Genomic DNA, 12,696 nt, shown 5'->3' on the forward strand with positions numbered 1-12,696 from the left:
AGTCAGCCAACGCGGCAGCCACGTCAACTTTGCGAAGGTGGTGGACGGAGGCTTGCGGACCTCCATTCTTCCCCGCCACCACGAGGTCAGTCTCGGCGCGCCCCGCTCCGTCCAAAGGCAAGCCGGCCTGAGCGTAGAGCCATGGGAAGTCCTCTAGCCCTGCCCGCTCCGGCAGATACCGGGGTGAAGGCCGATGTTGGTGCCGGCTTGCACCCGGGTTCGACGAACACCCAGTGCCACCCGTGCCCTGCCCGCATCTCGGGCTAAGCGTAGATCCGTGCGATCTCGGCAAGGCACCAGGCCTTGACCTTCAGCATCGCCGTTTCGGCGACGAGAAAATCGGACTGCCCGACGGGGACAAAGCCGGGATAGCGCGTGAGCGTGACGAAAGACGCGACCGTGTTCGCTGCGGACTCGACATCGGTCGGAACGACCGTGCCCTGGTGCTTTGAGAGCAACAGCGCCACGTCATGCGAGTACGGCGGCTGGACTCCTCCGGCCACAAGGACGGCCTTTGTGTACTTCTCAGCTGCCTGCTGGGCGTGATACGCCGCCGGCGGCCAAGGGCCGTCGGCTGCCCGGAGAGCCGCGATGACCTGTTCGTCCTCGGCTGCCTTGTCCCGGCCAGTCCTGGACTGCGTTAGGCGGCGGCATAGACCAGCTTGCCCTCTCTGTCGGCCCAATAGGCGGTAGAGCCAATGACCTCCCTCGCCGCCTCGAATTCAGCGGGCGTGCAGACGACAAGGTCGAGCGAGAACTGGCGGCCGGCCATGGCTTGATAGGCGATGGCCTGGCGGGGGACGAACGGGACCTCGGAATCGGCGATCACCAGGACGTCGAGGTCACTGTCCTCTCGGGCCTCGCCCCGGCCACGAGAACCGAAGAGGAGGACGCGGTGGACGGCGAACGTCTCACACATCCTTTGGCAGACCAGGTCCACGGCCTCTGCCTCGTTCATGCTTGGATCGAAGTTTACACTTGGGTGGCCCCCCGATAGGGTGGCCGGGCTGAAAGAGGATGGTTTGTGCCTGTTTCCAGCCCGGTTCGAAGACCACCGGACAGTGTCGGATCCTGCGGAACCTGGACAAGAGGGCGCAAGGCATAGGAACCCCCGGACAGGACCCGTTCGTTCTAACGGTCAAGGCGCACCAGCCTCCCGAGGGCCGACATGATCTTTCACTCCATCCTTCTCCTGAGCACCGTCGCGACCGACTGCAAACCCGCGCCGAAGACCGGCACGCACGTCTCCGCATTCAGCACGAACATGCGGAGCATGTTCCAAGACAGCAAGGGCGTCTACTGGTTCGGCAGCGACGGCGAAGGCGTCTCGCGGTACGACGGCAAGAGCATCGTCCGATACACGAAGAAGGACGGTCTGCCCGCCGACCTCGTGACCCAGATCCAGGAGGACAAGAAGGGCGACCTTTACTTCACGACCTATAGCGGCGTCGCGAAATACGACGGCAAGACGTTCACCACGCTCAAGCCGGTCCGGATGGATTCGCCGGACAAGGGATGGCGGCTCAATTCAGGCGACCTCTGGTTCACATGGAACGCGAATCAAGACGGGCCCTCGCGCTACGACGGCAAGAAGCTGTACTCGTTGCGGTTTCCGAAGCATCACCTCGAGGAGGCGAAGCTGGCGCTCCAACCCAAGCACAGCATGTACATGGTCTACACCGTCTACAAGGACAGGAAGGGAAAAGTCTGGTTCGGCACGGCCGACGCTGGTCTCTGCCGTTACGACGGGAAGACGATCAATTGGCTCTACGAAAGCCATCTGACCAACGTTCCGGGCGCAGGCTCGTTTGGCATCCGGTCGATCATCGAGGACCGCGACGGCAACTTCTGGATCTGCAACACGCGGAAGCGGTTCACGGTCCCGCCGAACAACGGGCCGAGCCACGGCCTCCTCGACTACAGGTCGGAAACGGGGATCGCCGACATCAAGGCCATTGTCGGCGAAGACTGGCTTTATTTCCAGTCGGTCGTACGCGGAAGGGAGGGCGATCTGTGGATGATGCCTTGGGGCGGGGGGGTCTACCGCTATGACGGCCAGTCGGTCACCTACTATCCGGTGAAGGACGGCGAGAAGGACGCCCTGATGAGCCAGATCTACAAGGACCGCCGCGGCGACCTGTGGATCTGCAGCCAAACGGGTGGGCCGTACAAGTTCAACGGCCAGTCGTTCGAGAAGGTGTTGCCACCTGGGTCGGCGGGCGGCATGCTTACGGACTGACGAACACGACCCTTCGCCGGAACGGACGATGTCGATAGGCGTGTGACGAACGTCCATACCTTTCGGCCTTCTCGACTCGAAACTCCAAGGTCATACCGATGTGAGCAAGCAGAAGGACACCCCAGGGAAGATCCGCCATAGTAACCCGTGAAGTCTCCTTGGCAGGCCGTTTTCGACAACGTGGCCAAGGCACGCCATAAGCCCCCGGGTTTCCAAAAGCGGGCCCCATGAGGAGGGGTTTAGGGGTCGAGCTTTGGAGTCTGCAAGGAGGCGATTCTGGAACCCCTTCTCCTTGCCCCATGACTTGTGCGGGAAGGGAGAAGGGGAAGGGGATGAGGGTTCTGGATCTGCACTCCAGCCCCTCCTCATGAGCGCATGCGTCTCTCGATGAGAGGGCTTACGGCAGCTTGACCAAAAACTCCTCGACCGTCATCGCACCGATGTCGCCGTCCTCGCGCGAGCGGACTCCGACCGTCCCGGCCTCGATGTCCTTGTCACCGATGATCAGCATGAACGGCACCTTCATCCGTTGGTTCTCGCGGATCTTCTTGCCGAGCGTCTCGCGACGGTCGTCGACTTCGACCCGGAGCGGCCTCGTGTCGTAAAGCGTGTCGCGTAGGCGGTCGGCCAGGGCGAAGGCCGCCTCGTTGTGCCGGTCGGCGATCGGAAGGACCACGATCTGGGACGGCGAGAGCCAGAACGGATAGGCGCCCGCGTACTGCTCCGTCAAGAGTCCGATCATGCGCTCCAGAGAACCGAACGGCGCACGGTGGATCATGATCGGCCGGTGGGGCTTGCTGTCTTCGCCGATGTATTCGAGCTCGAACCTCTCAGGAAGGTTGTAGTCCACTTGGACGGTCCCCATCTGCCACTCGCGGCCCAGCGCGTCCTTGATCATCAGGTCGAGCTTCGGGCCGTAGAACGCGGCGTCGCCGGGCGAGACTTCGTAGTCGAATCCGATCCTGCGGCAAGCTTCTTCGATGGCCGCAGTGGCCGCCGTCCAGTTGTCTTCGTGGCCGACGTACTTGTCCGAAGCCGGATCCTTCGTCCCGAGTCTGGCCCGGAAATCGTGCAGGCCCAGCTTCTTGAGGACGGTCTTCATCAGGTCGACGACCCCGATGAACTCCTCTAAGAGTTGGTCGGGGGTCACGAAGAGGTGGGCGTCGTCCTGGGTGAACCCGCGGGCCCGGAGGATGCCCGTCACTTCCCCGCTCTGCTCGTACCTGTGGACCGTCCCGAACTCGGCATAACGGACGGGGAGGTCGCGGTACGACCGGAGCTGAGACTGGTAGATCTCGATGTGGAACGGGCAGTTCATGGGCTTGAGGATGTAGGTCTCCTTCTCCTCGTCCTCCATGAACGGGAACATCTTGTCGCGGTACGTGATGATGTGCCCGCTCTTTTCGTAGAGCTTGATGTTGCCGATATGAGGGGTCACGACGGGCTGGTAGCCGCGCTTGAGCTGCTCCTGCTTCATCACGTCGGTCAGGACGTCACGCAGGATCGCGCCCTTCGGCAACCAAAGCGGCAGGCCCGTGCCGACCCGCGGCGAGAACATGAACAGACCGAGCTCCCTGCCCAAGACGCGGTGGTCGCGCTTCTTGGCCTCTTCGAGCATGTGCAAGTACGCCTCGAGCTCGTCCTTGGTCTCGAAGGCGGTGCCGTAGATGCGGGTCAGCTGCTTGTTCTTGACGTCCCCGCGCCAATAGGCTCCCGCGATCGAAAGCAACTTGAAGTTCTTGATCTCCTTCGTGTTCTCGATGTGCGGCCCGCGGCAGAGGTCGATGAAAACGTGCTCCTTGCCCTGTTTGTCGGTCGCCCGCTGTTCGTAGAAGCTGACCTCGTCTCCGACCGGGATCGCTTCGAGGAGCTCCAACTTGTAGAGTGCGTTGTCCGGGCCTTGGCCGTTGGTCGTCTCGTCGAGGATGACGGCCTTGGCCTCGTCCTTGTCACGTACGGACCGTCGGACGATCGGCTGCGCGAGATTGGAGAGTTCCCTCATGCGGTGCTCGATCTTCTCGAGTTCCTCCTCTTTGAGGGGCTCGGGAAAGTCGATGTCGTAGTAGAACCCGTTTTCGATCGGAGGGCCGATGGACAGCCTGGCGCCCGGGTAAAGCTCGGTGACGGCCTGTGCCATCAGGTGTGCGGCGCTGTGTCGAAGTTTGTAAAGGTGGCTTTGTTCGTAGCTCATGTGAACCCCCGCAGACGATGCGGACGAATTGTCGAGTCCCCGGCGATCTGCCAGGAACCTGGGTTTCATGGTACCCCGACGAAACTTTCGGGCCGGACGCGAGGTCTAATGCGGTTGTGAGACTGTCGGTGCTCGTCGTCGCCTTGTTGCCCGGAATCGGAGCGGCCCAGATGGGGCCGCAGGGCATGATGGTCCAAGCCCTGGGCCGTATCGCGTCCTCCGACCAGATCGCGGTCGAAGCGACGGGCACAGAAAAGCGCGGGACGACGCTCGTCGAACTCAAATCGACCGTCGGACTGCTGTACCGCCCCGCAGAGGGCCGTGTCTTGATCGAGGTGCTGAACTTCGAAAACGGCAAACTCGTGGGCCGGATCGCCGGTGACGGGCTTCGCCTCTGGAGCTTCGACGGCCGGGCGAACACCTACTCCAGCTATGGCTACGGGACCGAAGACAAGGGTCTCGACGCTAACTGGAGCGCTAAGTTCTTCCAGTCTCTCCGGCTCCGAACGAACGGGCCGTCCGCGTTCGCGACGAAGGTCCTTGACGATGCCATGCACCTAGGGACGAAAGCGACGGCGTGGCTGCCTTGGATCCCCACGGCCACCGTGGAACGCCAGGAGAACTCTATCGTCTGCAACGCCGGAAATCCGGCCCCCAATACGACGACCTACTTTTTGGACGGCGACGACGAGAGCGGCTACTCTCTGACGGCGGCACGGTTCGTCCAAGCAGGCGGCCAGCCCAAGAAGTGGGACCTGACGTTTACGCTCGGCACGCTTCCGGAGAACACGGAGTTCGGATTCGTACCGCCGCGGGGCGCCCGGATGGTCTCGGTCGGTCAGGCTACGGGCGGCGGCTAGTCACCGTTCGCTCCAGCACGGGCCTTTGTAGGGCCCCTTGGCTAAGTCTTGGGGAGCGGACTGATACACTTGACTTTCCGCTTTGGAATCCGTCGACACCGCGCAAGCGGGCCCTGAGCCCGAGACAGAGCATTCGGCGCGGACCGTCTGGATCCTCGCCTGGCCCGCCGTCGCGCTCAACACGCTGCAGACGGTCAACGCCCTTCTGGACACGTACTTCGTCCAGCACTTGCCCGTCGCGAACCTGACCGCCATCGGAGGAGCGACGAGCATCCTCTTCCTCCTGGTCTCTATGGCCATCGCGCTCGGGACGGCTTCGACGGCCTTGGTCAGCCGGGCGTACGGCGCCGGGGACCGCGAAGGGTTCGTCACCGCGAACCAGAAGTGTCTCGGCCTGGCCTTGACGGGCGGACTGGCCTTCGCCGCTCTCAGCCTGCCGGGATCGGCGCTCGCCAGCGTGACCCTTCTACCCGCGGACGCGCCGCAAGCCCAACATTTGATGCGGGTCTACCTTGGGACGTTCGCCCTCGCCCTTCCGCCCCTGTTCCTTATCCAATCGTTGGCGGGCGCGTTGAGAGGGACCGGCGACACCAAAAGCCCGATGGTGATCAGCGGACTTCAGATCGGCCTGCACATCGTGTGCAACGCCCTGCTCATCAATGGCCGCCTCGCCTTCGGACCGATCGTGATCCCAGGGTTCGGACTGGGGATCTTCGGTGCGGGACTTGCCATGGTCGTCAGCTCCTGGGCTGCGGCGGCGTTCTACCTCTTTTGGGCGGGCCGTACCTCTCTGGGAGCGAGCTGGCGCCTTTCATGGCCTGGCATGGCTTGGGTACGACGGATCCTCGTCATCGCCGTACCGGCCGCGATGATGTCGGTCGTCCGCGTCACGTCGCTGATGGCCCTGACCGGGATCTTGAAGAGCGTTCCGGGCGGAGCCAACGCGATCGCGGCGATGAGACCTGCGTTCAGCATCGAGTCGTTGGCCTTCATGCCTCCCTTCGGACTTTCGATCGCAGCGGCCGCGCTCGTCGGGCAGTCGCTTGGAATGGGACGGCCCGACCGGGCCTCAAAGCTCGCTTGGACGGCCGCCCACCATGCGGCCGTCGTCAGTACGGTCGCCTCCGTCCTCCTGTTCGTCTTCGCGCCCAACGTCGCGCACAGCGTCGTCGCGAACCAACCAGAAGTCGCCGACGTCGTCGCGAGGTACCTGCGCTTCATCTGCGTCACCGAGGTCCTTTTCGCCTATGCGATGGTCCTCGTCGGGGCGATGCAAGGTGCCGGCGACACCGTCCGTCCGATGTGGCTTACGGTCGTCTGCATGTGGGGCGTCCGCGTCGGACTGGCAGGTCTGTTCGCGATCGGGCTCAAGCAAGGCGCCGACGGGTGTTGGCTGGCCATGACCCTGACCCAGGGCGTCCAAGGGCCTGCGGCGATGATCCTCTTCAAGCAAGGCGCTTGGAAGACGGTCCAAGTCTAGACCTTGAGGATCGGTTCGAACTTGTCCGTGATCGCTTCGATGTCGAACGTGGTCTCCGCGTAAGCCCGAGCGGCTTGGCCTGCCGTGGCCCGCTGAGCCACGTCGTCGGCCAGGGCCTCGGCCTTCTCCACGAACCCGGCCTCGTCGTCCGGCCGGACCACGGACCCCGCCCCGTTCTGCGTCACGATCCTGGCGGCCAGGTTCTCCAAGGGAACGGCGAGCAGCAACGGCTTGCCCGCGCACAGATAGGTCAAGACCTTCGAAGGCACCGAGAACACACCGGCGTCGGGCTCGAGGACGGCGACGAGGACGTCCGCCGTGGCGAGCATGTCGGGCATGGCCTCGAACGGCTGGAACGGCAAGACGTGCAGGTTGTCGAGCCCGAGTTCTTGCATACGGCCCTTGAGGAACTCGATGCTCTGACCCTCCGAGACGACGATCATCCTTGCCCGACCCCGGAGTTTTTCGGACAGTCGGACGAGCAGTTCGGGATTGTGCTTCATTCCGAGCGTGCCCGAATAGAGGAAATTGAGGCCGTCCTCGAAGCCGTGCTTGACGCCCCATGGGTTGACCCTGTCCCTGACGGGCATGTCCGACAGGGGGGCCCAGTTTTCGATCACGTGGACTTTCGGCTTGTTCTGGACCGACGCCGGAAGGAACGGTCGGAAATCCTCGGCGATCAGGACGATCGCGTCGCTCTGCTCGAGAAGCCGGTTTTCGAGCCGGACATAGTGGTCGCCCGCGAGAGTGCCGAGGCCGGCCCACTTCCCCGCCATCAGGCGACGGACGGCTTGTCCGATCAAGTCCTGGACCCAGAACGTGAACTTGGCTCCGCTCGCCCGGCTTTGGGCGAGAAGCATCTTCTGCGCGTCGAGCGGCGTGTTGGCCGACAGGACGGCCTGAGGGGCGAAGCGGGCGATGCGCTCGACCGCTTTGCGGCCGTGTTCAAAGTCGGCCTGACGGCGCTTGAAGACGTTGGACTTGTCGACCTTTTGCTCGAGCCGTATCGGTTCGACTTGGAACGACTCCGGGTCGTCGTGCCGTTTGACCAGCGCGCCCTGCGGCGTCAGGAACGACCCTGAGAACAGGTGGAGCACTTGATGGCCCCGACGGGCCAACGAGCGGCTCAGTTCGACCTGGAACGGGTGTCCCGAGTAGTCGTGGACGACGATCCTCATCTTGTTCACGGACGGACACGAAGGCCCGGAAGGCTCTCAAGACCGTTCCGGGCCCCAGCGCTCAGACTTTCGACGGGACGTTGCTCGTCATCTGGTCGTAGATCCAGGCATAGGTCTTCTCCATGCCTTCCCGGAGCGAGACCGAGGGCTCCCAGCCGAGTTCCTTTTCGATGAGCGTGTTGTCGCTGCTCCGTCCACGGACGCCTTTGGGCGCGTTCAAGTTGTAATGCCGATCGAGCGTGATGCCGGCGATGTCCTCGACCATGCCGACGAGTTGGTTGATCGAGACCATTTCCGAGCTTCCGAGGTTGATCGGATACTCGATGCCGCTGTCCATGATCTTCTTGATCCCGAGCGTGCAGTCATCGATGTACATGAAGCTGCGCGTCTGATGGCCGTCTCCCCAGATCTCGATGTTGTGGTCGCCCGTGAGCTTCGAGTTGATGACTTTCCGGCAGATCGCGGCCGGTGCCTTCTCGCGGCCACCGTCCCACGTTCCGTGGGGGCCATAGACGTTGTGGAACCTGGCGACGCGCGTCACGATCCCGAAGTCCTCCATGAAGTGGCGGCACATCCGCTCGCTAAAGAGCTTTTCCCAGCCATAGCCGTCTTCGGCCAGGGCAGGATAGGCGTCTTCTTCCTTCAGACCGGGATTGTTGACGTCCTGCTGCTTTTCGCCGTTGTAGACGCACGCCGACGAGGCGTAGAAGAACCGCTTGGCGCCTTCGTCTTTGGCCGCCATTAACATGTGGGTGTTGATCAAGACGCTGATCATGCAGAGCGCCTTGTTGTTCTCGATGAAGCCCATTCCGCCCATGTCGGCGGCGAGGTTGAAGACCGTCCCACAACCCTTGACGGCGTTTTGACAGGCCTCCCGCTCGCGGAGGTCGAGGATCTTGTTGTCGGCGTAGTCGTGGACTTGGTACCACTCCTCGTACGGCTTGATATCGACGGCCACGAGGTCCTGGACACCGTTGTTCTTCAAGTATTCGACAAGGTGTCCACCAATGAAACCGCCCGCTCCCGTGACCACCGTCCTGTTGCCAGCCATGGGCTGATTATACCTTTGGCCAGGTTCAACGACCCAAGCAGGATTGCCCGGCTTAGGCTCTCGTCAAGCCCCTGCCGAGAGCACGGCCGACGCGACTTCCATGGCCCTTCGGGCCGGCCGGACGTCGTGGGCGCGGACGATCTTCGCTCCCGCCGCCTGCGCCAGGACCTGAACGGCGAGCGTGCCTTCGAGCCGCTCGTCAGGTGGGGCACCGCCGAGGATCTTGCCGAGGAACGACTTACGGCTGACGCCGATCAAGACCGGATAGCCAGTCGCCACGAACTCGTCCAACCGGGCCAAAAGCGCGAGGTTGTGACCGAGCGTCTTCCCGAAACCGATGCCTGGGTCGATCCAGATCCGGTCGCCTGCGACGCCTACGGCTTCCGCGGCCCTGGCGCGCCCGACCAGAAAGTCCCTGACCTCTGCAACGACGTCGTCATAGTGCGGCGCCTCTTGCATCGTGCGGGGTTCCCCTTGCATGTGCATAAGGCAGACCGTACACCCTGAGCGGGCGCACACGTCGGCCATCTCTGGGTCGCCGAAAGCCGTGACGTCGTTGACGACCTGGGCGCCGGCATCGAGCGCGGCCGATGCGACTTCGACCTTCGACGTATCGACCGAGACCACGACTCCCCTTTCGACGAGGCGCCTGACCACAGGGACGACCCGCTGCCGCTCGTCCTCGGCCGAGACGGGAGAGGCACCGGGTCTCGTCGATTCTCCGCCGACGTCGACGAGATCCGCACCGTCCTCGACCATCCGGATCCCGGCCTCGACCGCCTTGTCCTGGTCGAAGTACAGGCCCCCGTCCGAAAAGCTGTCCGGCGTCACGTTCAGGACGCCCATGAGGGCCGGACGTCCGATGGGAAGGACGGACATCAGCTCGCCTGTTCGAGCCCGAAACCGTCGTGGAGCAGCCGGACGGCCCTGGCCAGTTCGGACTCTGGGATCAGACAGCTCAATGAGAAATCGCTGTCGCTGGTCTGGAGCACAGGGATCTGGGCTTCTAGGAACTTCGACAAGACCCCGTAGAACACGCCAGGCTGCTGCATGTACTCGTGCCCGACGACCGAGACCATCGTGCACCCTTCTGCGATCTGTAGCGGCACGACCACAGGATCGCCGAGGGGTTTCATCAAGGCGATCTGAGAGGCGGCGCCTTGACTGGGGGCGACGCCCGTCTGGACGACGTAGATCGCCCCTTGTCCTAAAGGTAGGACAAGGCCGTCGAAGACGTCCAGGATGGTCGCGTACTGCTCGCGAGGGACGGCGAACCCGACTCCGTCCGGGTTCAAGTTCACCATGTACAGGTTGACGGCGTGCTTGGCGAGAGTCTCGTACACCCTTGCCGCGAAGTCGGCACGGTGCTCGGGCGCGACGACGCCCAAGTCTGCCGAGACGTACACCAGTTTGCCGCTGTGGGTCACCCCCGTGACGCGCCGGCCCGGAAACCGGTCTCGGGACACGATCTCCGTTCCGGGATCCTCGCTGAACGTGTTCTTGACCCAGAGCGGCCGGTCGAACCGCATCGCGATCTCGGCCGCCCTCGGGTGGACGACCTTCGCGCCAAGGTGCGCGACTTCGGCGACCTCGTCGTACGTGACCTGACGCAGGGTGGGAGCGTCCGGAACCATCCGCGGGTCTGCCGTCTTGACGCCGTCGACGTCGGTGTAGATTTCGACCCGTTCGGCAAGGAGCGCGGCGCCAAGACCGCTGGCCGTCGTGTCAGAACCGCCACGCCCCAAGGTCGTCAGTTCGGCGCCGGGCAAACCGCCTTGGACCCAGACGCCCTGGAACCCGCAAACGACCGGGATCAGGCCTCGCTTCAGGGCTTCGTGGATGCCGACCGGGTGGATGCCCAAGATCCGGGCGTTTCCATATCGTCCGTCCGTCCGGATGCCCGCTTGACCGCCGCGGAGCGAGATCGCAGGTTGCCCGAGCGTTTTGAGGGTGTGGGCGAAAACGACTGAGGAGAGGATCTCCCCGCAGGCCATCAAAAGGTCGAGCTCGCGGGGATCAGGTTCGACCGCCGGGTCGATCTCCCTCAAAAGGCTGATCAAGGTGTCGGTCGCGTAGGGCTCGCCCTTCCGTCCGATGGCGCTCACGACGACGACGGGCGAGACGCCCTGCTCTCTGGCCGAAATCACCTTCAGCGCGGCCGTTTGACGCGCCTCCTTGGTCTGGACGCTCGTCCCTCCGAACTTCATGACCCGGATCCTCATGGTTCCTCCTCGACCAAGCGGCTCGAAATCCTCTCGGCGACCCGTTCGCCGTCGCCCGCGTCCATGACCATCAACACCCGGTCGTGCATGTCCCCCAAATGGTCGATGACGACCCCGGTCCCGATCACTTCACTGACGACGCGCGCGATAAGCCCTTCTTCATCCCTCATGTTCGCCGCGTGGGCCAAGACGATGCACCGACCGTCGTTCACGGCGTATTGGGCGCCTTGCGAATCGAGGGCCTCCACGACCTTCGACCTTTCGTCGGTCTGCGTCAGGAACGAGAGCCCGCCCGGAGTCAGCTTCAAGAAGTCGATGCTGATCCCGGCGCCGGAAATCGTTCCGAGCACTTTCACCCGGTCCGAAGCCTGTTCCAGGCCCGTGACATGGACGGTGCAGTAACCGCGCCGCATCTCGACACGGTGGATCCCCCTTGGCTTCTCGAACTGGGTCTCAGCGACGGGCCGGGCCTCTTCCGGCCCGGTCAACTCTCGGCGGAACGGCTCGGTCGACGGGTTCAAGCCGCGAACACCTTCTCTGCTTCGGCCCAAGCCTCGTCAGGGACCTCGGCGTCTGACGCGGCGACGTTCTCCTCGATCTGGGAGACCCGGCTCGCTCCGACGATCACGGAACTGACGTTCGACAGTCGGAGGCACCAAGCTAAGGCGAACTGGCCCTGTGTCAGGCCGTACCGGGCCGCGATCGGCTCCAGGGCTTTGACTTTGACCAGGTTCGCTTCCTGCAACGAATCGGTCATGAACATGTTGCTTTTATCGTCCGCGCCCCGAGAACCTTCGGGAAGCGGGCTTCCGGGCCGGTATTTACCCGTCAGGACGCCTTGCGCGAGCGGGCTGAAGACCACTTGGCCGAGCCCTAGCCTTTCGCTCGTCGGGACCACGTCGGCCTCGATCGAACGGTTCAAGAGGTTGTAAACGGGCTGGTTGCTGACGGGCAACGTGCACCCCCATTCGCGGGCGGTCCGACAGACGGCCTCGATCGCGTCGGCGGGCCAAAGGCTGACGCCCCAATACAGGATCTTCCCTTGTCGGACAAGGTCGTCGACCGCACGGACCGTCTCTTCGAGGGGGGTGTCGGGGTCGAACCGGTGAAACTGCATCAGGTCGACATAGTCCGATCGAAGCCGTTGGAGCGATCCGTGAACGGACTCGAAAATGTGCTTTCGGGACAGGCCTCTGTCGTTGACGTCGTCGCTCATGGGGAAGAAGCACTTCGTGGCGACGACCAAGGTCTCCCTCTTCAGCCCGGCGATCGACTTGGCCAGCGCCTTCTCGGCTTCGCCTTGGTTGTACACGTCGGCGGTGTCGAAGAAGTTGACGCCTAACTCGTAAGCCCGTTTGACGATGGCGTCGGTCGTCGCGTCGTCGATGCTCCGACCATGCGTCAACCATCCACCCAGGCTGACGCTACTGACCTTGACACCGTACTTACCGAGCTTCCTGTACTTCAAGAAGCAA

General features: G+C 63.4%; 12 protein-coding genes. 3 read left to right on the forward strand and 9 right to left on the reverse strand.

Going from position 1 to position 12,696, the window contains the following annotated elements:
- Window positions 1-263 precede the first annotated feature (263 nt).
- Together JST30_00120 and JST30_00125 are read right to left on the reverse strand one after the other, a co-directional pair.
- On the reverse strand, window positions 264-593 hold the full coding sequence (locus tag JST30_00120) for a HEPN domain-containing protein (GenBank protein ID MBS1712717.1): 330 nt from the start codon (window positions 591-593) through the stop codon (window positions 264-266).
- A 47-nt stretch (window positions 594-640) separates the two neighbouring features.
- Window positions 641-958 carry a nucleotidyltransferase domain-containing protein gene (locus tag JST30_00125; GenBank protein MBS1712718.1) on the reverse strand — a complete coding sequence of 106 codons (318 nt, stop codon included), beginning with the start codon at window positions 956-958 and terminating at the stop codon, window positions 641-643.
- 210 nt (window positions 959-1,168) lie between these two features.
- Between JST30_00125 and JST30_00130 the strand changes: the two genes are divergently transcribed.
- Window positions 1,169-2,239, forward strand: coding sequence for a hypothetical protein (locus tag JST30_00130; protein ID MBS1712719.1), 1,071 nt, complete (start codon window positions 1,169-1,171; stop codon window positions 2,237-2,239).
- A gap of 397 nt (window positions 2,240-2,636) precedes the next feature.
- Here JST30_00130 and JST30_00135 read toward each other — a convergent pair whose 3' ends face one another.
- Window positions 2,637-4,430 (reverse strand): threonine--tRNA ligase, encoded by a 1,794-nt coding sequence (locus JST30_00135; GenBank protein MBS1712720.1) that lies wholly within the window; start codon window positions 4,428-4,430, stop codon window positions 2,637-2,639.
- Window positions 4,431-4,546: 116 nt separating this feature from the next.
- Between JST30_00135 and JST30_00140 the strand changes: the two genes are divergently transcribed.
- Complete coding sequence (locus JST30_00140; protein ID MBS1712721.1) at window positions 4,547-5,290, forward strand: hypothetical protein; 744 nt, start codon at window positions 4,547-4,549, stop codon at window positions 5,288-5,290.
- An 82-nt stretch (window positions 5,291-5,372) separates the two neighbouring features.
- The gene (locus JST30_00145; GenBank protein MBS1712722.1) at window positions 5,373-6,770 is read left to right on the forward strand and encodes an MATE family efflux transporter; all 1,398 of its coding nucleotides are present in this window, start codon (window positions 5,373-5,375) and stop codon (window positions 6,768-6,770) included.
- Here the strand turns inward: JST30_00145 and JST30_00150 are convergent.
- The 6 genes from JST30_00150 to JST30_00175 form a co-directional block, all read right to left on the reverse strand.
- Window positions 6,767-7,957: a glycosyltransferase family 4 protein gene (locus tag JST30_00150; GenBank protein MBS1712723.1), complete on the reverse strand. Its 1,191-nt coding sequence runs from the start codon at window positions 7,955-7,957 to the stop codon at window positions 6,767-6,769. The two genes, JST30_00145 and JST30_00150, sit on opposite strands and share 4 nt — an antisense overlap.
- A 52-nt stretch (window positions 7,958-8,009) precedes the next feature.
- The gene (locus tag JST30_00155) at window positions 8,010-8,999 is read right to left on the reverse strand and encodes an NAD-dependent epimerase/dehydratase family protein (protein ID MBS1712724.1); all 990 of its coding nucleotides are present in this window, start codon (window positions 8,997-8,999) and stop codon (window positions 8,010-8,012) included.
- A gap of 63 nt (window positions 9,000-9,062) precedes the next feature.
- A complete protein-coding gene (gene folP / locus JST30_00160) occupies window positions 9,063-9,878 on the reverse strand; it encodes a dihydropteroate synthase (GenBank protein MBS1712725.1) in 816 nt (271 codons plus the stop codon).
- Window positions 9,878-11,221 carry an aspartate kinase gene (locus JST30_00165; protein MBS1712726.1) on the reverse strand — a complete coding sequence of 448 codons (1,344 nt, stop codon included), beginning with the start codon at window positions 11,219-11,221 and terminating at the stop codon, window positions 9,878-9,880. The genes folP and JST30_00165 overlap by 1 nt, the downstream gene beginning before the upstream one ends.
- Entirely contained in the window at window positions 11,218-11,742 is a 525-nt protein-coding gene (locus JST30_00170) for a hypothetical protein (protein MBS1712727.1), read from the reverse strand. Before JST30_00170 ends, JST30_00165 begins: the two co-directional genes overlap by 4 nt.
- Window positions 11,739-12,689, reverse strand: a complete 951-nt coding sequence (locus JST30_00175; protein ID MBS1712728.1) for an aldo/keto reductase family protein — start codon at window positions 12,687-12,689, stop codon at window positions 11,739-11,741. Before JST30_00175 ends, JST30_00170 begins: the two co-directional genes overlap by 4 nt.
- Between the last annotated feature and the right edge of the window lie 7 nt (window positions 12,690-12,696).

This window comes from Armatimonadota bacterium (assembly GCA_018268395.1).
Taxonomy (GTDB): domain Bacteria; phylum Armatimonadota; class Fimbriimonadia; order Fimbriimonadales; family Fimbriimonadaceae; genus JAEURO01.